The organism is Mycoplana sp. MJR14 (assembly GCF_029210525.1).
Taxonomy (GTDB): Bacteria; Pseudomonadota; Alphaproteobacteria; order Rhizobiales; family Rhizobiaceae; genus Mycoplana.
Genome location: NZ_JARGEO010000004.1, coordinates 31,277 through 53,263 on the forward strand (window position 1 = coordinate 31,277; position 21,987 = coordinate 53,263).

Here is a 21,987-nt window from a genome sequence, read left to right on the forward strand (position 1 = left end):
TCGGACGGGCCGCGGTGGCGCCGGATCTGGGATGTCTTGTCGACCAGGCGGCAAACAGACGGAGACATACCGGGGATGATGTCGGAATTGAAGAAGGGCCGCTCGGGCCCGGGTGCTGGCGCACCCATAACGATCGCCACGCGGATCAAGACGATCTGCGAAACCAGCCTGAAGGCATTCGATCATCACAGAGGGTGGCTGCGGTTTCTGGCGGGCGGCTCGGCGCTGTCCGTGCTCGCGCCACCGGCGCTGGCTCAGGACGCCGTCGGCGCGACGCGGCTGCTCGGCTCGTCCGAGGTCATGACCTTTTCCGTCCTTCTCGGCGTGGTTTCGGCCGCGCTGTTCTCGGCCATCTGGATGATCCGGCAACGCGGGCGACTGGAGGACGAGATCGGCACGCTCCGCGCCACCGTCGCCGATGCCAAGCACCGCAACGCCCGTCTCCAGGCGCTGATCAGCGACAAGAACCGGCGCATCATCGTCTGGGACGGCCTGTCGCAACGTCCGGAAGTGCTCGGCCAATTGCCGCCGGAGACCGGTGCGCCTGCGGCCGATGCCGATTTCCTGGCATTGGGACGATGGCTGAAGCCGGCCTCCGCGGCCGAGGCCGAACGGGCAATCGAGACGCTGCGGTCGCAGGCCCAGAGCTTCGACCTGATCGTGGAGACGACCCGCAGCGAGATCGTCGAGGTGCAGGGACGGGTGTCCGGCGGGCAGGCCTTCGTGCGCTTCGTCGCCCTGAACAATCTGCGCCGCGAGGCGGCCGAGCTGCAGATCGAGCGCGACCGCCTCCTGCAGTCGCTGACCGTGTTCCAGCACCTGCTCGATTCGCTCGACCTGCCGGTCTGGCAGCGGTCGCGGGAGGGAGCGCTGGTCTGGGCGAATGCCGCCTACGGGCAGGCGGTCGAGGCCCGTGACGCGCAGGAAGCCGTGCGCGAGGGGCGCGAGCTTCTGCCCGCGGTCGCCCGCGAGCGGATCCGGGCCACCGGCACCTTCGACACGCCGTTCCGCGACCGGGTCTCCACCGTGGTCCAGGGCAAGCGGAACTTCTTCGAGGTCGTCGATGCCCGCTGCGCGGCGGGCTCCGCCGGCATCGGACTGGACGTCTCCGAGGCGGAGGCGATCCGCGAGGAGCTCCAGCGCACGCTGAAGAGCCATGCCGAGACGCTCGACCATCTGGCGACGCCCGTCGCCATCTTCGACGGCAGCCAGCGCCTGCAGTTCTACAACCAGGCCTTCCAGAGCCTCTGGGACCTCGACACCGCCTTCCTCGAACGGCGGCCGGACCATGGCGAGATGCTGGACCGCCTGCGCGCGGAGTCGCGGCTGCCGGAGCAGCTGAACTGGCGCCAATGGAAGGACAAGGTTCTGTCCGTCTACCGGGCAATCGACACGCAGACGGAGCTCTGGCACCTGCCCAACGGGCAGACGCTGCGCGTCTTCGCCACCGCCCGGCCGCAGGGCGGCGCCACCTGGGTGTTCGAGAACCTGACCGAGAAGGTCGACCTGGAGACGCGCTACAACACGCTCGTGCAGGTCCAGGACGAGACGATCGACCATCTGTCCGAGGGCGTGGCCGTATTCGGCCCCGACGGCCGCATCCGCCTTTCGAACCCCGCCTTCCGCGCGCTCTGGGGCATCACCGAGGCGCAGGCGCAACCGGGAACGCACATCCGGGCGATCGAGCAGGCGTGCGGCCCATCCTATGACGGTGCCGACGGGTGGAAGCGGTTCGGCCGCATCATCACCAGTTTCGACGATGAACGCCCGTCCGACCGGGGGATCCTGGAGCTGCATACCGGACTGGTGCTCGATTTCGCGGTCATCCCGCTTTCGAACGCCCAGACCATGCTGACCTTCGTCAACATCACCGACAGCGTGCGGGTCGAGCGGGCGCTGACGGAGAAGAACGACGCGCTGCGCAAGGCGGACGCGCTGAAGAATGACTTCGTCCAGCATGTTTCCTATGAACTGCGATCGCCGCTGACGAACATCATCGGATTTGCCGACCTCCTGAAGACGCCGTCCATGGGGACGCTGACCGAGCGCCAGGCCGAGTATGTCGATCACATCGCCACCTCGTCGGCCATCCTGTTGACGATCGTCAACGACATCCTCGACCTCGCAACCGTCGATGCCGGCATCATGGAGCTCGAGCTTTCCGACATCGAGCTGTCGGACCTGCTCGAGGATGTGGCGATGGACTTCTCCGACCGGCTGCAGGAAAACCACGTCTCACTCGACATCGTCGCCTCGGAAAAGCTCGGCAGCATCGTCGCCGACCACCAGCGGCTGAAGCAGATCCTGATCAAGCTGCTCGCCAACGCCGCGAATTTTGCCGCCGAGGGCACGACCATCGAGCTGAAATGCTGGCGCGAGAACGAGGATTTCGTCTTCAGCGTCTCCGACAACGGCCCCGGCATCCCGCAGGACGTGCTTCGCACGGTGTTCAACCGCTTCGAGAGCCACGGCCGCCGCGGCGGTGCCGGCCTGGGGCTTTCCATCGTCGAAAGCTTCGTCAGCCTGCATCACGGCAGCGTCACCATCGACAGCCGCGAGGGCGAGGGCACCTGCGTGACCTGCCGCATCCCGCCCGGATCGCTGCCGTCGGTCGTGGCGGCGGAATAGGCCATGTTCACCCGGACGGTCCATCTTGCCGACGAAGCCGAGACGATACGCTTCGGCGAGGATCTGGCGCGCGCCGTCCGGCCCGGCGACCTGATCGCCCTGTCCGGCGATCTCGGCGCCGGCAAGTCGACCTTCGCCCGGGCGTTGATCCGTGCGGTGGCCGACGATGAATTCCTTGAGGTGCCGAGCCCGACGTTCACGCTCGTGCAGAGCTACGCGCTGCGCATCCCGATCGCCCATTTCGACCTCTACCGCATTGCCGAGGCCGCCGAGCTCGACGAACTCGGCCTCGACGAGGCGCTGGAAGACGGCATCTGCCTGGTGGAATGGCCGGAACGGGCCGCCGAGTCCCTGCCGCCGTCCCGCCTGACGCTGCGCTTCCTGCACGAGGGAGCCGGACGGCGCGTCGAGATCGAAGGGCCGGAAGAACTTGGCGCGCGCGTCGGCCGCACGCTCGACATCCGCGCCTTTCTTGCGAGATCCGGACTGGCTACGGCCCGCCGCCGCCACCTGACCGGCGACGCCTCGATCCGGGCCTACGAACACATCTATGCCGACGGGCAGCGCCTCGTGCTGATGGACTCCCCCCGTCACACGCCGGGGCCGATCCTTGCGGACGGCAAGTACTACCAGCAGATCGCCCATATCGCCGAGGACGTCCGTCCCTTCGTGGCGATCGCCGCCCATCTCGGTGCCCGCGGCTTCGCAGCGCCTTCGGTCTATCACCGCGACCTCGACCGCGGCATCCTGCTGATCGAGGACCTCGGCCAGGACGGCGTGCTCGACGACGAGGGCCGGCCGATACCGGAGCGTTACCTCGAAGCCGCAAGCGTCCTCGCCGCCCTGCACGACCAGCCGGTGCAGGAGGCGATCCCGGTCGGGGACGGCAGCGACTACCGGATCCCCGATTTCGACCATGACGCGATGCAGATCGAGGTCAGCCTGCTGACGGACTGGTACCTGCCCTGGCGCACCGGGGCCCCGGCATCGGCTGGGCTGCGCGCGGATTACCGGTCGATCTGGAGCGACCTCGTGGCCACGCTGGCGGGTGCGGAGAAGAACCTGCTGCTGCGCGACTTCCATTCGCCGAACATCATCTGGCGGCCACAGGCAGAGGGTATCGGCCGCGTGGGCATCATCGACTTCCAGGACGCGATGATCGGGCCGACGGCCTATGACGTCGCCTCGCTGGTGCAGGACGCGCGCGTCGACATGCCGAAGGACCTCGCCGGCCGGATGCTCGACCACTACCTGGCGCTCCGGCAAGCCTCCGGCAGCTTCGATCGCGACGCCTTTCTTGCGGCCTGGCACATCATGGCGGCGCAGCGGAACTGCAAGCTCGTCGGCATCTGGGTGCGGCTGATGCAGCGCGACGGCAAGCCCGCCTACATGAAGCATATGCCGCGAACCCTGGATAACCTGCGCACCGCCCTTGAACATCCCCGCCTCGCCCCCTTGCGCGACTGGTGCGGAAAGGCTGGAATCCTGTCCGACGAATCATAGGACGGATACCGCGATGAAAATCGAAAATGCCATGGTGCTGGCCGCCGGGCTCGGAACGCGACTGCGGCCCGTCACCGACACCATGCCGAAGCCGCTGGTGCCGATCGCGGGCAAGGCGATGATCGACTACGGCCTCGACGCGCTGGAGACGGCCGGCGTGATGCGGGCCGTCGTCAACGTCCACCATTTCGCGGGGCAGATGATCGACCATCTGTCGCGTCGCAACCGCCCGAAGATCCTGATCTCCGACGAGACCGAGGCGCTGATGAACTCCGGCGGCGGGCTGGCCAAGGGGCTGAAGCTGCTGGGCCCCGAGCCGGTCTTCGTCCTGAACGCCGATCTGTTCTGGGTCGGGGAGCAGCGCGGCGAGATGAGCAACCTGCGGCGGCTTTCCTCCTTCTTCGACCCGGCGCGCATGGACATGGCCATGCTGTGCGTGCAGCTGGAAAACACGACGGGGCACAACGGCCGCAACGACTTTTCGATGGATGCCGATGGCCGGCTGACCCGCTTCGCAAACGGTCCGGGCGAGCCCGTGGTCTATGCCGGGGCGATCGCCATGATGCCGGCGCTGCTCGCCGACGCGCCCGACGAGGCCTTCAATCTCAACATCTATTTCGACCGCGCGATCGCGGCCGGCCGCCTGTACGGTCTCATCCTCGAAGGCCACTGGATAACCGTCGGCACCCCCGAGGCGATCGCCGAAGCGGAGGCTGTCGTCGGCAGGCAGGCAGGCGCGGCATGAACGCGCGGCGGGCCGGCGCCCCCAACGTGTTCTCGATACACCCGGGCCTGCCGTTCCTGAAGACGCTGGCGCAGAAGATCTGCGACGGCACGGTCATCCCCGGTTTCCGCCACGAGGCGGACGACCCGCTGTCGCTGGCGGACATGACGATCTACGTGCCGACCCGGCGTTCGGCGCGAACGCTGCGATCGGAATTTGTCGATCTTCTCGGCGGCCGTTCCGCCATCCTGCCGGTCATCCGCCCGCTCGGCGAAACCGATGACGACAGCGGCTTCTTCGACGAGACGGCACCGGCCGCCCTCGACATGGCGGAGCCGCTTTCCGGCCCGGCACGCCTTCTGGAACTCGCGCGGCTCGTGCTCGCCTGGCGCAACAGCCTGCCGGCCGCCATCACCGCCGTCCACGCCGAGAGCCCGCTGGTCGCGCCTGCAAGCCCGGCCGACGCGATCTGGCTTGCCCGCGCGCTCGCCGAACTGATCGACGCGATGGAAACGGAGGAGTGCGACTGGGCCGCACTCGATACCATCGAAGCGGCCGATCACGCGCAATGGTGGCAGCTGACGCTGGCATTCCTGAAGATCGCCAGCGACTACTGGCCGGCGCGGCTCGAAGAGCTCAACCGCTCCTCTCCGGCGATCCGCCGCAATGCGACGCTGCAGGCGGAGGCGGACCGCTACCGCGATTCGCCGCCGTCCGGACCGGTGGTGATTGCCGGGTCGACCGGTTCCATTCCTGCCACCGCCCGGCTGATCGAGGCGGTTGCCGCGATGCCGGACGGCGCCATCGTGCTGCCCGGGCTCGACTTTTCGATGTCGGCGGAAGACTGGCGACTGGTCACGCACGATCCGCTCTCCGGCGAGCCCTCGCGCGAGGCGTCGAACCGCAGCCATCCGCAATACGGTCTCAGCCGATTGCTGCAGCGGCTCGGACTCGAACGGTCGATGGTCGTTCCGCTTGGGACACCGGAGACCGCGTTGGCGGCGCGGGCGGACCTTTTGTCCCGGGCGCTGTTGCCGGTTCATGCCACGGCAGGCTGGGAGCAGCAGCGGCACACGCAGGATGAAGCGCCGGACGGAGCGTTCGACGGCGTCCGCTTGGTCGAGGCGGCAAACGAGCGCGAGGAAGCGACAGCGATCGCGATCGCCCTCAGGCTGGCGCTGGAGGAAAGCGATGAGGCGCAGGCAGCGCTGATCACGCCGGACCGGAAGCTTGCCCGCCGTGTCGTGACGGAACTGGCCCGCTTCGGCATCGAGGCCGACGACACCGCCGGCACGCCGCTGCTTTCCACCGCCCAGGGAACGCTCACCCGGCTGCTGCTGGAGGCGACATTGCGGCCGGGCGATCCGGTCGCGCTCGTCGCCCTCCTGAAGCATCCGCTGCCCCGCTTCGGCCTTCCGGCCGACAGAATGCGCGACGCGGCAACGGCGCTGGAGCTCCTGGCGTTGCGCGGCGGCACGGCCGAGGTCGATATCGCCGCTCTCGAACCCCTCCTGGATGCCGCGATCCAGCGCCATGCGGCCGACCGCAAGCCGCCCGAATGGCGCAGCGCCGTCACTGACGACGCCGTGGCCGGCGCACGCGACCTGGCCCGGCGGATCGCTGCCGCGGTGGAGCCTCTTGCCGGTGCTCTGGTCCGCCACGCCCGCACCGGACGGCGCCTCACCACGGCGCTGCCGATCTCGGAATGGGCCGAACGGACCGGCCGGGCGCTGGAAGCCGTCGCGATCGACGAGAACGGCAGTCTCAGCGGCCTCTGGTCCGGCGAGGCGGGCGATGGGCTGGCCTCGCTTCTCAAGGGCGTCATCGAGGCCGAGGGCCAGCTCGAGGCGGACGGCCCGCAGTGGTGCGATGCGCTGGAGGCGATCAGCGCCAGCGAATCAGTGAAGCCGCGCTCCATGCGCCATCCCCGCGTCTTCGTCTTCGGCGCCCTCGAATCGCGCCTGCAGAGCGTCGATACCATCGTCATCGGCGGACTGAACGAAGGCACTTGGCCGGGGCAGACGACCAATGACGCGTTTCTGTCGCGCGCCATGAAGGCCAGCATCGGGCTCGAGCCGCCCGAGCGCCGCATCGGCCAGCTGGCGCACGACTTCCAGATGGCCTGCATGGCGCGCAACCTGGTCCTCACGCGGGCGATGCGCAGCGGCACCTCGCCGACGGTTGCATCGCGTTGGCTGCAGCGCCTTCTGGCGGTCGGCGGTCCTTCGCTGGCCCGGAACCTGAGGAAAAGAGGCGCGGACCTCCTGCACTGGACGGCGGCGCTGGACCGGCGCCAGAGGCAACAGGTGGCCAGGCGGCCCGAGCCGAGGCCGCCAGCCGACTTGCAGCCGAAGAGCTATTCCTTCAGCGAGGTCGGGCGGCTGCGCCGGGATCCCTATGCCATCTATGCACGCCGAATCCTGCGTCTCCATCCGATCGCGCCGTTCAACGTCGATCCGGGTGCGGCCGAGCGCGGCACGCTCTATCACCGCATCGTCGACCGTTACGTGCGCGAACGATCCGCCGACGGCGACGATGCCGCGCTGATGCGCAAGATCACGGCGGAGGAGTTCGACCGGATGGCGCTGCCTCTGCATATCGATGCGGTCTGGCGCCCGCGGTTCCAGGCGGTCGCCAGCGCCTTCCTCGCCTGGGACGGCAAGCGTCGGCAGGAGATCGATAAATCGGTAACGGAAGTGTCCGCCTCGCTCGAGCTCGGGATTGCCGGCATGCGGCTCACCGGCGTGGCGGATCGGATCGACCTGCGCAGCGACGGCCGCGCCGACCTGATCGACTACAAGACCGGCAGCTCGCCCTCGCTGCGGATCGCCCGCGCGCTCCTCGACCCGCAACTGTCGCTGGAGGCGGCGGCCCTCAAGCGCGGGGCCTTCAAGGGCCTGCCATCCACGCCGCCCGGCGACCTGACCTATGTCCGCCTCAAGCCCGGCGACCGCTTCGACCACGAGATCGTCAACAACGAACACGCGAGGCTGACGAAGGATCGGCAGCCGAAATCCGCGGACGACCTTGCCGACGAGGCTCTCGGCCAGTTGGAGAAGCTCCTGACACAATTGCTCTCCGGCCACTACGGCTTCGCCTCGCGCGTCATTCCGGAGGCGGAACGGGAGTTCGGCGGCGAATACGACCATCTGGCGCGCGTGGCCGAGTGGTCGACGGCCGAAGGTTCCGAGGGAGAAGAGGATGCTTGAGGCAGAGCGGCCGCCCGCCGACTATCCCGGTGCCTGGCTCGGCTGGACCAGCCGCATGCAGGCGGCGGCGTCCGATCCCGCCGGTTCGGCATGGGTCTCCGCCAATGCCGGCTCTGGCAAGACGCACGTGCTGACCCAGCGGGTGATCCGGCTCCTGCTCGCCGGGTGCCGGCCATCGGCCATCCTGTGCCTGACCTACACCAAGGCTGCCGCGTCCGAGATGTCGAACCGCGTGTTCGAGCGGCTGGCCGAGTGGGCGGTGCTGCCGGACGACGAGCTGTCCCGCCGCGTCGAGCAGATCGAAGGCACCGCGCCCGACCGCTTGAAGCTTGAGGAGGCACGCCGCCTATTCGCACGCGCCCTGGAGACGCCGGGCGGGCTCAAGATCCAGACGATCCATGCCTTCTGCGAGGCGCTGCTGCACCAGTTTCCGCTGGAAGCGAACGTCGCCGGCCATTTCGCCGTGCTCGACGACCGTGCCGCCGCCGTGCTGCTTGCCGACGCCCGCCGCTCGCTCCTGACCGCGACCGCGGCGGAGGACGACGTCGCACTCGCGGAGGCGTTTGCGACCGTGCTCGAGATCGCCGACGACACCGGCCTCGACCGGCTGGTCGAGGACATCGTCGCCAATCGCAGCATCCTTCGCGCCTTCATCGAGGAGGCGGCTGCCGATGGCGGCAGCGCCGTCCTGCTGCGCGAACGGCTGGGTTTCGAGCCGGCGGATGATGCCGACAGTCTCATCGAAGCCTTCTGGCCGCCGCCCGGCTTCGACCAGGGCATCTTCCGTCGCTACCTCGACACCGCGCTCGAGCTCGGCAGCGACACGGTCAAGGCGAGTGCGGCCGGCCTGGCCGCCCTGCCGGAACTTCCGACGGCGGGCGCTCGCAGGCAGGCGCTCTGCGATCTGTTCTTCAATGGCGGCGGAAAGCCGGCCAGCCTCGACCGCGCCTTCCTGTCCAAGAAAGTGAAGGACCAGGACCCGGAATTCGAACCGTTCTTCGTCGGCCTGCAGGCGCACGTCGTCGCCTGCACGGACCGTCTCTGCCGCTTCCGCATGTTCGAGGCGACCCGTGCGGCCCTCGTGATCGCGGAACGGCTGATCGGCGACTACGAGGACCTCAAGCGCGGACGCAGCCTGCTCGATTTTGAAGACCTGATCGAGCGTGCCGCCACCCTTCTGACCCGCAGCGACGTCGGTGCCTGGATCCACTACAAGCTGGACCAGGGGATCGACCACGTGCTCGTCGACGAGGCCCAGGACACGAGCCCCAGGCAATGGGAAATCGTTGGCGCGCTGACCGGCGAGTTCTTCGCCGGCGCCTCGGCGCGCGGGGCGAACCGCACCGTCTTCGCCGTCGGCGACGAGAAGCAGTCGATCTATTCCTTCCAGGGAGCGCGGCCGGAGCGTTTCGCGCAGGAGGGGCGCAGGGCCGCGCGCCGGGCGGGCGACGCCGATGCGCTGTTCCGGTCGATCCGGCTGCTGCTGTCCTTCCGTTCCACCCGCGACGTGCTTTCTGCCGTCGACCGCGTGTTCTCGATTGCCGATCACGCACGCGGGCTTTCGCCCGATGGCGACGCCGTCATCCATGCCTCCAACCGCGGCCAGGAACCGGGCGCGGTCGACCTATGGGAAGTGATCGCGCCTGCGGACACCGTCGACGAGGAGGACTGGACCGCACCGTTCGACGCGGTGCCGGAGAAGGCACCGGTGAACGTCCTGGCACGACGCATCGCCGATACCCTGGCGGCGTGGATCGGGCGCGAGACCGTGACCGAAAAGGGCGTATCGCGGCCCATGCGCCCCGGCGACGTCATCGTGCTGGTGCGCAAGCGCGACGCCTTCGTCAATGCGCTGACCCGCGCGCTGAAACAGCCGCACAACATTCCCGTCGGCGGCGCGGACCGGCTGGTGCTGACCGGCCATATCGCCGTGCAGGATCTCATGGCGCTCGGCCGCTTTGCGCTTCTGCCGGAGGATGACCTGTCGCTCGCGGCTCTGCTGAAGAGCCCCCTTCTCGGCCTCTCGGAAGAGGCTCTGATGGCGCTTGCGGCGCGGCGACCGGAGCCGACGAGCCTGTGGCGATACCTGCGGGCGCAGGCGCCGGACGACCTCTTCCTCGGCACCGTGGTGCGTCAGCTGGAGACCTTCGTCGCCAGCGCCCGAGAACTGCCGGTCCACGACTTCTACGCGCGGATTCTCGGCGCTCTCGGCGGGCGAGCCGCATTTCTGGCGCGGCTCGGGCAGGAGGCGGGCGAGATCATCGACGAGTTCCTCTCCTTCGCCCTGGAGCAGGAGGAAAACGGCCTGCCCGGCTTGCAGGCCTTCATCTCGACGCTGGAGCTCGAGGCGCCGACCGTCAAGCGCGAGCAGGACAAGGGTAGAGACGAAGTGCGGATCATGACCGTGCATGCCGCCAAGGGCTTGGAGGCCCCGGTCGTCTTCCTCGTCGACAGTGGCGGCGCACCCTTCACCCACACGCATATGCCGAAGCTGCGGTTGATCGCCGGGGTGGGCGAGGAGGCCGCCGGGCTTCCGGCATGGCTTCCGGTGAAGGACCTGGCGAACGCGCTGACCGATCGCGATGCGCAGCGTCTCCGCGCCCAGGCCGAGGAAGAGTATCGGCGGCTTCTCTACGTGGCGATGACGCGGGCCGCCGACCGGCTCGTCGTCTGCGGCTACCGCGGCAAACGGCCGAGCAGCGGCACATGGCACGAGATGGTCACGGCGGGTCTCTCCGGGGACACCACCCGCTACAGCGAGACGCAATTCTCCGCAGGCACGGACACCTGGCCCGGTGCGACCTGGCGCGAGGCGTCGGCAGAGCCGGGCGCGGCATCCCAGGGGGCCGCGGAGGTAGTCGAGGACGCGGCCCCGCTGCCGCCGGCGCTCAGCCGGGCGCTGCCGCCGCAGCGCCGGCTGCCGCGGCCGCTCAGCCCATCGGGAGCCGCCGCGGTGATCGACACCGGCGAGGCCGACCTGATGGTCGGATCGGCGCTCTTTGCGACGCGTGCGCCGTCCGGCGCCGGCCGGGCGCTGGAGCGTGGCCGGGTCCTGCACCGCCTCCTGCAGGTCCTGCCCGGCCTGCCGGCATCGGATCGACCGGCCGCGGCGGAGCGCTATCTCGCACGCGCGGTGCGCCACTGGCCGGACCGCGAGCGGGACCGCCTGAGCGGCGACGTGATCGCGATCATGCAGGACCGCTCGCTTGCGGAGATCTTCTCGCCGTCCAGCCGCGCCGAGGTCGAGGTCATGGGAACGCTGGTCCTCGGACGCGCCGACTATGCGGTCTCCGGCCGGATCGACCGGATGGTCGTGACGCAGGACAGCGTCGAGATCGTCGATTTCAAGACCAACAGGCAGCCGCCGGCACGTGCGGCAGACATTTCCTTCGAGCATGTCGCGCAGCTTGCAATCTACCGCGCCCTGCTCGGCCCGCTCTACCCCGGCCGGATCATCCGTTGCGGGCTCGTCTATACGGAAGCGCCCGTGGTCTACTGGCTGGAGGACGAGGCGATGACACGAAGCCTTGCCGAGCTTGCGACAAAGTGAGATACCAGCCATTGAAATGCCCGCCGCCGCGCATCACATGACATCCAACTTCAATTCGCCAAGGAGCAGCCCCTCATGGCTACCGTGAAAGTCGATAATTCCAATTTTCAGGCCGAAGTCCTCAATTCCGCCGAGCCGGTGGTCGTTGATTTCTGGGCCGAATGGTGCGGCCCGTGCAAGATGATTGCGCCTGCGCTGGAGGAAATCTCCGCAGAACTCGCCGGCAAGGTGAAGGTTGCCAAGCTCAACATCGACGAGAACCCCGAGCTCGCAGCCCAGTTCGGCGTCCGCTCGATCCCGACGCTCGCCGTCTTCAAGGGCGGTGAAGTGGCGGACATCAAGGTCGGCGCGGCCCCGAAGACGGCGCTGTCGTCCTGGATTTCGACCGCGGCGGCCTGAGGCCAGCGGCAAGCATCCATTTTCAAGGCCCGGCTCGTCCGGGCCTTTTTCGTTTCCGCAGGAAATATGCGCCAGGTGGCCGGTTCAGGCGGCCGGTTCAGGTCGGTGGCGTGCCGTTGTCGGCGAGGACGTCGCCGACCAGATAGAGCGATCCGCCGATCAGGATGCGCGGCGCCACGGCATCCTCCTCGACGATGCGGCCGATCGCATGCAGCGCCTCGGCAACCGACGAGACCGGCTCGGCCTCTATCCCGGCATCGGTGGCGTCGCTCGCCAGCGCGACCGGGTCAATGCCGGCATCCGACCCGCGGATCGGCACCGTGAAGACGCGCTCGGCAATGCCGCGGAAGGCGTCGAAATAGCCGACGGGGTCCTTGGTGTTGATCATGCCGGTGACCAGGAACAGCGGTCGCGGGTCCCGTTCCTCGAAGGTCGCCATGGTTTCGGCGATCACCACGCCCGCACCGGGATTGTGCCCGCCGTCGATCCAGATCTCCGAGGATTCCGGGGCAGCCTTCGCAAGCGCGCCGGCGTGGAGCCTTTGCAGGCGTCCCGGCCACTCGACAGAGACGAGGCCGCGTTCGAACGCATGCTCGGTGACGGGAAGGCCCGTCGCCTTGACCGCCCGGATCGCCGCTGCGGCATTGGCATACTGGTGCCGGCCCGGCAGCTTCGGCGGCGGCAGGTCCATCAGGCCGAATTCGTCCTGGTAGACCATCCGGCCGAACTCGCCATAGGCCAGGAAATCCTGTCCGTAGACGGTGTGGGGGCAGGAGAGCCGTTCGGCGGTCGCCACCAGAACGTTGCGGGCCGCCTCCTCTTCCTGGTGGCCGATGACCACCGGCGCGCCCTTCTTCATGATCCCGGCCTTCTCGGCCGCGATCAGTTCCACCCGGTCGCCGAGATAGGACTGGTGATCGAGCGAGATCGGCATGATCACGGAGACCGCCGGCCTGTCGATGACGTTAGTCGCGTCGTAGCGGCCGCCGAGGCCGACCTCGATGATCGCGACATCGGCCGGATGCTCGGCAAACAGCAGGAAGGTGACGGCCGTCAGGATCTCGAAGACCGTGATCTTCTGGCCGCCATTGGCCTCGGCCACCCGGCGGACCGCGTCGGCGAGCACCGCATCGGAAACGAGCGCGCCGTGGCCGCCCTTGCGGCCCAGCCGGTAGCGCTCATGCCAGTTGACGAGATGCGGCGAGGTATGGACGTGCACGGACAGCCCGGCCGCCTCCAGGATCGCGCGGCTGAAGGCGGTGACCGATCCCTTGCCGTTGGTACCGGCGACATGGATGACGGGCGGAAGGCGCTTGTGGGGATCGCCGAGCGCCGAAAGCAGGCGCGTGATGCGGTCCAGCGAAAGATCGAAGCCTTTCGGATGCAGAGCGAGGAGCTTTTCGATCTCCCGCCCCGCCTCGGTGGTCTCGGCCGCCTCCATAGCGCCCGCCCCAGCGCGGATCAGGCGCTGGCGGCAATGGCGACGACGCCAGCCGCCTTGGTGGTTTCGGTGACCGGCTTCTTGGTCAGGATGCGAAGAAGCCGCGCGAGCGTATCGGGAATGTCGTGACGCTTGACCACCATGTCGACCATGCCGTGCTCGAGCAGGTATTCGGAGGTCTGGAAGCCTTCGGGGAGCTTCTCGCGGATCGTCTGCTCGATCACGCGCTTGCCGGCGAAGCAGATTTCCGCACCCGGTTCGGCCAGGTGGATGTCGCCGAGCATGGCGTAGGACGCCGTCACGCCGCCGGTGGTCGGATTGGTCAGCACCACGATGTAGGGCTGGCCTGCTTCCTTCAGCATCTCGACGGCCACGGTGGTGCGCGGAAGCTGCATCAGCGAGAGGATGCCTTCCTGCATGCGGGCGCCGCCGGAGGCCGGGAACATGACGAGGGGGCACTTCTCGGAAATGGCGCGCTCGAAGGCCTTGACGATGGCCTCGCCGGCGGCCATGCCGAGCGAGCCGCCCATGAAGCCGAACTCGTGCACGACCGCGACCAGCTTGACGCCACGCACCTTGCCGACGCCGGCGAGGATCGTATCCTCCTGCTCGGTCTTGACGCGGCTGTCCTTCAGGCGGTCGATGTATTTCTTGGAATCGCGGAACTTCAACGGATCCTGCGCCACCTTCGGCTGCGCCAGCGCCTCGTAGGCGCCATCGTCGAACAGGTCCTTCAGCCGCGCCTTCGCCGGCATCTTCATATGATAGCCGGACGCGGGAATGACCCACTTGTTCTCTTCCAGGTCGCGATGGAAGACCATCTCGCCCGTCTCAGGGCACTTGATCCAGAGGTTCTCGGGAACCTCCCTGCGGCCCAGCATCGAATTGATCTTCGGCCGAACGTAGTTGGTGATCCAGTTCACTGAAGCTACTCCTGAATTTTTGCCCCTATGTGGGGATTTATTCCGCCGCCGCAACCCGGGCGCCGCGCACGCCGGATGCAAGGCTGCGCACCAGCGCCTCGACGCCGGCAACGGTGGCCTCCGTGGCGGCGCCGTCTGCCGTCAGGCTGGACGCGATCTGGTTGACGATGGCGCTGCCGACGACCACGCCGTCTGAGGAGGCGCCGATGGCCCGCGCATGTTCCGCCGTCTTGACGCCGAAGCCGACGCAGACCGGGAGCGCCGTGTGCTGCTTGATGCGCCGGACGGCGCCGCCGATCACGGACGGATCGGGAAGCGCAGAGCCGGTGATCCCGTTCATGGACACGTAGTAGACGAAGCCGGAGGTGTTCTCCAGCACCGCCGGCAGGCGCTTGGCATCCGTCGTCGGCGTCGCCAGGCGGATGAAGTTGATGCCGCGCCGGAGGGCCGGGATGCAGAGTTCGTCGTCCATCTCCGGCGGCAGGTCGACGACGATCAGGCCGTCGATGCCCGCTTCCAGCGCGTCTTCGAGAAAGCGGTCGACGCCATAGATGTAGATCGGGTTGTAGTAACCCATCAGCACGATCGGCGTGTCCGCGTCCTCCAGACGGAAATCGCGCGCCATCTGGATCGTCTTGGCCAACGTCTGGCCGCCCTTGAGCGACCGCTGGCCGGCCAGCTGGATCGCCGGTCCGTCGGCCATCGGATCGGAGAACGGCATGCCGAGTTCGATGACGTCGGCCCCGGCCTTCGGCAGCGCCTTCATGATGGCGAGCGAGGAGGCATAGTCCGGATCGCCGCCCATGAAATAGGTTACGAGGGCCGGACGGCCTTCGGATGCGAGTGCGGCGAACCGCCTGTCCATGCGCGCGGTCATTCTCAGAGCTCCATGCCGAGGATCTTGCCGACGGTGAAGATATCCTTGTCCCCGCGGCCGGAGAGGTTCATCAGGATGATCTCGTCCTTGCCCATTTTGGGTGCGCGCTTGATCACTTCGGCAAGCGCATGGCTCGGCTCCAGCGCCGGGATGATCCCCTCAAGGCGTGTGAGCAGCTGGAAGGCCTCCAGCGCCTCGTGATCCATGATCGGCACGTATTCGGCGCGGCCGACGTCGTTCAACCAGGAATGCTCGGGACCGATGCCGGGATAATCCAGTCCGGCCGAGATCGAATGGCCTTCCTTGATCTGGCCGTCGCCGTCCTGCAGCAGATAGGTGCGGTTGCCGTGCAGCACGCCCGGCGAACCGGCGGTGATCGAGGCGCAGTGCTCGTCGCCGTCCAGCCCCTTGCCGCCGGCCTCGACGCCGACGATCCGGACATCCTTATCGTCCAGGAAGGGATGAAAGATGCCGATCGCGTTCGATCCGCCGCCGACCGCGGCAATGACGACGTCGGGCAGCCGGCCTTCGGCCGCCAGGATCTGCTCGCGGGCCTCGCGGCCGATGACGGCCTGGAAGTCGCGGACCATCTCCGGATAGGGATGCGGGCCGGCGGCCGTGCCGATCAGGTAATAGGTGTCCTCGACATTGGTCACCCAGTCGCGCAGCGCCTCGTTCATCGCGTCCTTCAGGGTGCCGCTGCCGGCGGTCACCGGCTTCACCTCGGCACCGAGGAGCTTCATCCGGAAGACGTTCGGCGCCTGGCGCTCGACGTCGGTGGCACCCATGTAGACGACGCAGGGCAGGCCGAAGCGTGCGGCCACCGTGGCCGAAGCCACCCCGTGCTGGCCGGCGCCCGTCTCGGCGATGATGCGCGTCTTGCCCATGCGCTTCGCAAGCAGGATCTGGCCGATGCAGTTGTTGATCTTGTGCGAACCGGTGTGGTTCAGCTCCTCGCGCTTGAAATAGATCTTCGCGCCGCCCAGATGCTCCGTCAGGCGTTCGGCGAAGTAAAGCGGCGAAGGCCGACCGATATAGTGGGCGCCCAGATGCGCCAGTTCCTTCTGGAACTCCGGATCCGTCTTCGCCTCGTTCCACTGGTCCTGCAGTTCCAGGATCAGCGGCATCAGCGTTTCGGCGACGAAACGGCCGCCGTAGATGCCGAAGCGGCCGTCCTCGTCGGGACCGCCGCGAAACGAATTCAGATTGGGTGACTGGTTCACATCCTGCTCCCTGCGGCAACGGCCGGACCGGTCGCCCGCCGCAACGCCTCGAAAAACTCTTCCATCCTGCCGATGTCCTTGACGCCCGGCGCGCTTTCCACGCCGGACGAGACGTCGACGCCGGGCGCGCGCGTCGCTGCGACCGCCTCTTCGACATTGTCCTTGTTCAAACCACCGGAAAGCATGTAATCGACGCCGCCGTCAAGCGCATCCATCAGCGTCCAGTCGAAGGAAACGCCGTTGCCGCCGGGCAATTGCGAGCCTGCGGGCGGCTTGGCGTCGAACAGGAACCGGTCGGCGATGCCGACATAGGCATCGACCTTCTCCAGATCCGCCGCCTCGCGAACGGACAGTGCCTTCATCACCGGCAGTCCGTAGACCGCCTTGACCGTCAGGACACGCTCGGGACTCTCGTTTCCGTGGAGCTGCAGGACGTCGGGGCGCAGGAGCGAGACGATCTCGTCGAGCTCGTCGTTGTCGGCATCGACGGTGACGGCGACGATCTTCGCGCGGCCCCTGACCAGATCGGCCAGCGCGCCGGCATCGGACGGTTCGATGTTGCGGGGGCTTTTCCCGAAGAAGATGAAGCCCACATGGGTCGCGCCGAGATCGACCGCGCGCAGCACCGCTTCCGGGGTCTTCAGGCCGCAGATCTTGATGTCGATGTTCTTGTCGCCGTTGCTTTTCATCGGCCATGGACCTCGCACGAAACGGCCGCGGAGTCGAGGAGATTTGCGTTCCCGCAACAGCGCGTCAGTCGAAGTCGAGGGCGTGCAGCATCGTGCCGTTCCGTTTCAACCAGCGCTTGGCCTCTTCCATCCGGGGGCACAAGTCCCGGCAGAGGCTCCAGAAGTCCGGGCCGTGGTTCATCTCGCGCAAATGAGCAACCTCGTGCGCCACCAGATAGTCTATCACGAAGGGCGGCGCCATGACGATGCGCCAGGAAAAGCTCAGCGCGCCCTCGGCCGAGCACGACCCCCAGCGGCTGCGGGTATCACGCAGCGTGATCGACCTTACCTTGCGGCCGACCCGCGGCGCATGGAAGGCTACGCGCTCCTGCAGATCCCTGCGCGCTTCCTTCTTGAGATAGTCGGAGATGCGCCGGGGAACATGCTCGCTCCGGCCGTTCACGCGCAGGACAGCCTCGCCGTCTATGGTCACCGCCTCCGTCAGGCCGCGCAGCACGCCAGTCTCCTCGATCCGATGGGCGACGCCGCGAATGAAGATATGGTGCCCATCGGCAAGGGCGCTGCGGCTCGAGAAGCGCGCGAGCTTCGTCATCAACCAGGCGTGATGGCGATCCAGGAAATCGCGGATCTCGTGCTCCGGAAGGCCGGTCGGCACCGTCATCTTCAGTGCCCGGCCGCCCGGCTCGATCCGTAGCGTCAGGCGCGTCGCCTGCGCATTGCGGCGTATTGTCAGCGGCACCGACCGTCCGTTCACCTCGACCGCCCGCAACTCCGGCGGAGGCGGGGTGCGCAAGGCACGACGGGGCTTGAGGACGGAGGAAAACATCGCGCTCCTACATAGCCGATTCGCGCGGCCTTTGAACCAAGCAAAACCGGCGCCTCAGGGGCGCCGGCCATTCCTTTCGACGATGGGCAGCGTCAAGCCGCCCGCTCAGGCTGCCGGAAATCCCGGCACGGAGCCACCGTTGCCGCCGTTGCCGCTGCGGCGTTCGCGCATGAAGCGGTCGAACTCTTCCTTGTCCTTGGCCTTGCGCAGCTCGCGCATGTAGGCGTCGAATTCCTCGCGCATCTCGTCGAGCTTGCGGCGCTCTTCCTCGAGGCGGTTCAGTTCGGCCTCGCGCCATTCGTCGAAAGCGACGTTGCCCGTTCCGAAGCCGGGACCGCGGAAGCCGCGGTGACGCCCGCGGCAAGCGGCGAAGAATCCGTCCGCCTTGTCGTTGGCCTCCTTCTTGAAGGTCTTGAGGCGCTCACCGAAGACGATGTAGGCGAGCATGGCCAGGCCCAGGGGCCAGAAGACCATAAAACCCAGCACCATCAGCGCGACGGTCGCAGGCGTCCAATCCGGACGCAGCAATGCAGACTGGTTCATTTGCAATCTTCCTCACATTCGCCGGACCGCCACCGTGGCGACCGATGTTTTCGATGTGGTAAGACGCTGAACACGCTTCAAGGCTGTGCCCGACGGAATCGGGCAAGCCCATGAAAGCCCCACGAGAATTCGAGCGGCCGCCTAGCGGCCGCCGGCCTTCCCGCCCTTGATGACGCGCGGCGCCGGCCGCTTTTGCCGGCGGTTCGCCTCGATGAAAGAAACGATGCGCGGCGCGATCTCGCGGCGGAAGCGCGAGCCGTTGAACACGCCGTAGTGGCCGACGTCGGGCTGCATGTAGTGCATGCGCCGATTGTCGGGGATATTGGGACAGATCGTCTGCGCCGCCTTGGTCTGGCCGACGCCGGAAATGTCGTCGTTCTCGCCCTCGACCGTGAGCAGCGCGACGTTGCGGATTGCAGCAGTATCGACGCGGCGGTCGCGGTGCATCATCTCGCCCTTCGGAAGGGCGTGCTTCATGAACACCGTCTCGACCGTCTGCAGGTAGAACTCGGCGGTCATGTCCATCACGGCAAGGTATTCGTCGTAGAAGTCGCGGTGCTTCTCGGCCGCATCGCCGTCGTTCTTGACCAGATGCTCGAAGAACTCGTGGTGCGCGATCAGGTGGCGATCGAGGTTCATCGACATGAAGCCGGACAGTTGCAGGAAGCCGGGATAGACCATGCGCATGAAGCCCGGCTGCGGCCACGGCACCGGCATGATGACGTTGTCGCGGAACCATTCGATCGGCCGCTCCTCGGCCAGCCTGTTGACCGCCGTCGGATTGACGCGCGTATCGATCGGTCCGCCCATCAGCGTCATGGACGCGGGCGCCAGCGGATCGCTGTCCTCCTCCATCACCGCGACGGCGGCGAGTACCGGCACCGAGGGCTGGCAGACGGCGATCACGTGGGTGTCGGGCCCCAGCGCATGCAACATCTCGATGACGTAGTCGATGAAGTCGTCGAGATCGAAGGAGCCGTCCGAAAGCGGCACCATGCGGGCGTCGATCCAGTCGGTGATGTAGATCTCGGCATGCGGCAGCAGCGTCTCGACCGTTCCGCGCAGGAGCGTCGCGTAGTGGCCCGACATCGGCGCCACCATCAGGATCTTCGGATCGGCCCGGTGCCCGCCGGGCAGCGTGCGCTCGAAATGCACGAGGTTGCAGAACGGCCGCTGCCAGACGATCTTTTCGCGGACGGAGACGGGTTGGCCGTCGACGGTCGTCGTGTCGAGACCGAAGGCCGGCTTGCCGTAGCGCCGCGTCGCCCGCTCCAGCACCTCAAGCCCCGCCGCCATGGTCCGGCCGAAGCACGTATGGGAGAGGGGATTGAGCGGGTTGCTGTAGGCGAGCCGCATATGGTCCGCCACAGCACGCCAGGGCGCCATCATGGCATGGTTCAGTTCGTAGAGCTGATAGTACATGGGAAGAAATCCCTGTCTTGAACGGGAGGAGACCGAAATCTCCGTCGGCGCGGCCGCGCCTGGATGAAATCTTGCCCTTCATGCAATTGTCGACAGGGTATCACGATTTCGTTGCGGTGCAACAGAACAGCCGCCGGCGGGTCTCCCCGCCGAACCTGCTACCACCACTTTTCAGGCGGTCCATCCCCCGTCGATCACATAGGCCTGGCCGGTCGTGTAGGTCGCGCCCGCCAGATAGACGGCGAGGTCGGCGATCTCCTCCGGCGTACCGAGCCGGCCCATCGGCTGGCGGGCGATGAACGCGGCGCGCGCCGCCTCGTAGTCGCCGCCGGCGCGCATGCGATCCTGCAGCGAGGGGCTTTCCACCGTGCCCGGGCAGATCGCGTTGCAGCGGATACCCTGGGCGACGTAGTCGGCGGCGATCGACTTCGTCAGTCCGATCACGGCCGCCTTGGTGACCGAATAGGCGAAGCGGTTCGGAACGCCCTTCACGCTGCTTGCCACCGAGGCCATGTTGACGATCGCACCGCCGCCGCGCGACAGCATGCCCGGCAGGAAGGCGCGGGCCGTCCGCACCATGGCGCGGACGTTGAGATCCCACGCAAACGCCAGGTCCTCGTCGCTCGTCTCCAGCACGGTCCCGCCGTGAACGACGCCCGCGCAATTGAACAGGATGTCGACCGGACCGATCGCGGCGGCGGCATCCTTCACGGCCTGGTCGGACAGGACGTCGAGCAGGCGCGTCTCGATCCCATCGGCGGCAAGCGTCTCCAGCGCCCCGGCATTGATGTCGGTGGCGATCACCCTGGCGCCGGCGCGCTTGTAGGCCAGAGCCGAGGCGCGGCCGATCCCTTGCCCTGCCGCCGTAACGAACGCCGTCTTTCCCACCAGATCCTGGCTCATTCTCTCTTCCTCTTCACTTCATCGAAACGCGGTCGCCGACCCTGGATGGGCGCCGGATCAAGCCGCTATCCTCACCACCGCCTTGATAAGGCCATCCTTCAGCGTCGCCCAGCGTGCCAGATCGTCGGGAACGGATGCAAGCGTGGTGCGATGCGTCACCAGCGCCTCGACCGGCACCCGGCCCGCCTCGATCGAGGCCACCACGTGCCGGAAGTCTTCCGCCGTCGCGTTGCGGCTGCCGACCAGCATCATTTCGCGCTTGTGGAACTCGGGGTCCGAAAAGCGGATGTCCTCCTTCACCACGCTGACATAGACGAGCGTGCCGCCATGGGCGACATAGGCCAGGGCCGCTTCCATCGACTTGGCGTAGCCCGTCGCATCGAACACGACGTCGAAGCCTTCCGCGTCGGTGATCGCCGCCAGCGCCGATGCGACGTCGGCGTTGGCGATCACCCCGCTTTCGAAGCCGAGCCTGTCACGCGCCATGGCAAGGCGTTCGGCGGAGGTGTCGAGCAGCGTCACCTCATGGCCGGCGATGCGCGAGAAGAGCGCCGTTCCGAGCCCGATCGGACCGGCGCCGATCACCAGCGACCGCGAGCCCGCCGGTGCCTGCGCGCGGCGGACGGCGTGGGCGCCGATGGCGAGAAACTCGACGGTGGCGGCCGCTTCCAGCGACAGCGTGCCGGCGGGGTAGAGATTTCCGGCCGGAACGACGATCTCCTCGCAGAAGGCACCATCCGTGTGCACGCCCAGGACCTTGATCGCCACGCAGCAGTTGGGCTTGCCCTTGCGGCAGGCCACGCAGGTTCCGCAGGCGATATAGGGGTTGACGATCACCGGCTGCCCGACTGTGAGGCCCGATCCCGCCGGCGCTTCCAGGACGGTGGCGGAGACCTCGTGCCCCATGACCCGCGGATATTCCAGGAAGGGGTGCTTGCCCTCAAAGATATGATAGTCGGTGCCGCAGATGCCGACATGGCTGACGGCGATCCGTGCCCAGCCTTCGGGGACGGCGGAGGGGGCGGGCCGCTCCACGAGTTCGAGCCGACCCGGCTCCTGGCAGACGATGGTGCGCATTTCACAATTCTCCAGGCCGGCCCGCTGCGGGTGCCGGCAAATAGCGTTGT

Annotated in this window: 16 protein-coding genes; 6 read left to right on the forward strand and 10 right to left on the reverse strand. The window is 67.5% G+C overall.

Translation table 11 applies throughout. The features are described 5' to 3' along the window. Positions 1–75 precede the first annotated feature (75 nt). From P0086_RS10875 to trxA, 6 genes are all read left to right on the forward strand, one after another. The gene (locus tag P0086_RS10875) at positions 76–2,628 is read left to right on the forward strand and encodes a PAS domain-containing sensor histidine kinase (RefSeq protein ID WP_275785350.1); all 2,553 of its coding nucleotides are present in this window, start codon (positions 76–78) and stop codon (positions 2,626–2,628) included. A 3-nt stretch (positions 2,629–2,631) separates the two neighbouring features. After that, positions 2,632–4,131: a tRNA (adenosine(37)-N6)-threonylcarbamoyltransferase complex ATPase subunit type 1 TsaE gene (gene tsaE / locus P0086_RS10880; protein ID WP_275785353.1), complete on the forward strand. Its 1,500-nt coding sequence runs from the start codon at positions 2,632–2,634 to the stop codon at positions 4,129–4,131. Positions 4,132–4,144: 13 nt separating this feature from the next. After that, positions 4,145–4,876 (forward strand): nucleotidyltransferase family protein, encoded by a 732-nt coding sequence (locus P0086_RS10885; RefSeq protein ID WP_148188904.1) that lies wholly within the window; start codon positions 4,145–4,147, stop codon positions 4,874–4,876. Then, a complete protein-coding gene (addB, locus tag P0086_RS10890) occupies positions 4,873–8,064 on the forward strand; it encodes a double-strand break repair protein AddB (protein WP_275785355.1) in 3,192 nt (1,063 codons plus the stop codon). Before P0086_RS10885 ends, addB begins: the two co-directional genes overlap by 4 nt. Next, positions 8,057–11,614 (forward strand): double-strand break repair helicase AddA, encoded by a 3,558-nt coding sequence (gene addA, locus P0086_RS10895; RefSeq protein WP_275785358.1) that lies wholly within the window; start codon positions 8,057–8,059, stop codon positions 11,612–11,614. Before addB ends, addA begins: the two co-directional genes overlap by 8 nt. A gap of 75 nt (positions 11,615–11,689) precedes the next feature. Next, positions 11,690–12,013, forward strand: coding sequence for a thioredoxin (gene trxA / locus P0086_RS10900; RefSeq protein ID WP_112596916.1), 324 nt, complete (start codon positions 11,690–11,692; stop codon positions 12,011–12,013). A 97-nt stretch (positions 12,014–12,110) separates the two neighbouring features. On the opposite strand, the gene P0086_RS10905 is transcribed toward trxA, so the two are convergent. From P0086_RS10905 to P0086_RS10950, 10 genes are all read right to left on the reverse strand, one after another. After that, complete coding sequence (locus P0086_RS10905) at positions 12,111–13,454, reverse strand: folylpolyglutamate synthase/dihydrofolate synthase family protein (RefSeq protein ID WP_275785361.1); 1,344 nt, start codon at positions 13,452–13,454, stop codon at positions 12,111–12,113. A gap of 20 nt (positions 13,455–13,474) precedes the next feature. Further along, positions 13,475–14,377 carry an acetyl-CoA carboxylase, carboxyltransferase subunit beta gene (accD, locus tag P0086_RS10910; protein WP_112596913.1) on the reverse strand — a complete coding sequence of 301 codons (903 nt, stop codon included), beginning with the start codon at positions 14,375–14,377 and terminating at the stop codon, positions 13,475–13,477. A 37-nt stretch (positions 14,378–14,414) separates the two neighbouring features. Beyond that, positions 14,415–15,254 (reverse strand): tryptophan synthase subunit alpha, encoded by an 840-nt coding sequence (gene trpA / locus P0086_RS10915; RefSeq protein ID WP_112596912.1) that lies wholly within the window; start codon positions 15,252–15,254, stop codon positions 14,415–14,417. 2 nt (positions 15,255–15,256) lie between these two features. Further along, complete coding sequence (gene trpB, locus P0086_RS10920) at positions 15,257–16,477, reverse strand: tryptophan synthase subunit beta (protein ID WP_112596910.1); 1,221 nt, start codon at positions 16,475–16,477, stop codon at positions 15,257–15,259. Further along, positions 16,474–17,166, reverse strand: coding sequence for a phosphoribosylanthranilate isomerase (locus P0086_RS10925; RefSeq protein ID WP_275785365.1), 693 nt, complete (start codon positions 17,164–17,166; stop codon positions 16,474–16,476). Before P0086_RS10925 ends, trpB begins: the two co-directional genes overlap by 4 nt. A gap of 64 nt (positions 17,167–17,230) precedes the next feature. Next, positions 17,231–17,992: a SprT family zinc-dependent metalloprotease gene (locus P0086_RS10930; RefSeq protein WP_275785368.1), complete on the reverse strand. Its 762-nt coding sequence runs from the start codon at positions 17,990–17,992 to the stop codon at positions 17,231–17,233. A gap of 105 nt (positions 17,993–18,097) precedes the next feature. After that, positions 18,098–18,535, reverse strand: coding sequence for a DUF2852 domain-containing protein (locus P0086_RS10935; protein WP_112596905.1), 438 nt, complete (start codon positions 18,533–18,535; stop codon positions 18,098–18,100). Between the two features lie 141 nt (positions 18,536–18,676). Continuing rightward, on the reverse strand, positions 18,677–19,957 hold the full coding sequence (phaZ, locus tag P0086_RS10940; protein ID WP_112596903.1) for a polyhydroxyalkanoate depolymerase: 1,281 nt from the start codon (positions 19,955–19,957) through the stop codon (positions 18,677–18,679). Between the two features lie 171 nt (positions 19,958–20,128). Beyond that, on the reverse strand, positions 20,129–20,860 hold the full coding sequence (locus P0086_RS10945) for an SDR family oxidoreductase (RefSeq protein ID WP_275785371.1): 732 nt from the start codon (positions 20,858–20,860) through the stop codon (positions 20,129–20,131). Positions 20,861–20,917: 57 nt separating this feature from the next. Then, positions 20,918–21,937 (reverse strand): zinc-binding alcohol dehydrogenase family protein, encoded by a 1,020-nt coding sequence (locus P0086_RS10950; protein ID WP_275785373.1) that lies wholly within the window; start codon positions 21,935–21,937, stop codon positions 20,918–20,920. Positions 21,938–21,987: the final 50 nt, after the last annotated feature.

Bases quoted from the DNA above. Each gene is read 5' to 3' on its own strand.
- P0086_RS10875 (WP_275785350.1), top strand. From the start codon at position 76: ATGATGTCGGAATTGAAGAAGGGCCGCTCGGGCCCGGGTGCTGGCGCA.
- tsaE (WP_275785353.1), top strand. From the start codon at position 2,632: ATGTTCACCCGGACGGTCCATCTTGCCGACGAAGCCGAGACGATACGC.
- P0086_RS10885 (WP_148188904.1), top strand. From the start codon at position 4,145: ATGAAAATCGAAAATGCCATGGTGCTGGCCGCCGGGCTCGGAACGCGA.
- addB (WP_275785355.1), top strand. From the start codon at position 4,873: ATGAACGCGCGGCGGGCCGGCGCCCCCAACGTGTTCTCGATACACCCG.
- addA (WP_275785358.1), top strand. From the start codon at position 8,057: ATGCTTGAGGCAGAGCGGCCGCCCGCCGACTATCCCGGTGCCTGGCTC.
- trxA (WP_112596916.1), top strand. From the start codon at position 11,690: ATGGCTACCGTGAAAGTCGATAATTCCAATTTTCAGGCCGAAGTCCTC.
- P0086_RS10905 (WP_275785361.1), bottom strand. From the start codon at position 13,454: ATGGAGGCGGCCGAGACCACCGAGGCGGGGCGGGAGATCGAAAAGCTC.
- trpA (WP_112596912.1), bottom strand. From the start codon at position 15,254: ATGACCGCGCGCATGGACAGGCGGTTCGCCGCACTCGCATCCGAAGGC.
- P0086_RS10925 (WP_275785365.1), bottom strand. From the start codon at position 17,166: ATGAAAAGCAACGGCGACAAGAACATCGACATCAAGATCTGCGGCCTG.
- P0086_RS10930 (WP_275785368.1), bottom strand. From the start codon at position 17,992: ATGTTTTCCTCCGTCCTCAAGCCCCGTCGTGCCTTGCGCACCCCGCCT.
- P0086_RS10935 (WP_112596905.1), bottom strand. From the start codon at position 18,535: ATGAACCAGTCTGCATTGCTGCGTCCGGATTGGACGCCTGCGACCGTC.
- phaZ (WP_112596903.1), bottom strand. From the start codon at position 19,957: ATGTACTATCAGCTCTACGAACTGAACCATGCCATGATGGCGCCCTGG.
- P0086_RS10945 (WP_275785371.1), bottom strand. From the start codon at position 20,860: ATGAGCCAGGATCTGGTGGGAAAGACGGCGTTCGTTACGGCGGCAGGG.
- P0086_RS10950 (WP_275785373.1), bottom strand. From the start codon at position 21,937: ATGCGCACCATCGTCTGCCAGGAGCCGGGTCGGCTCGAACTCGTGGAG.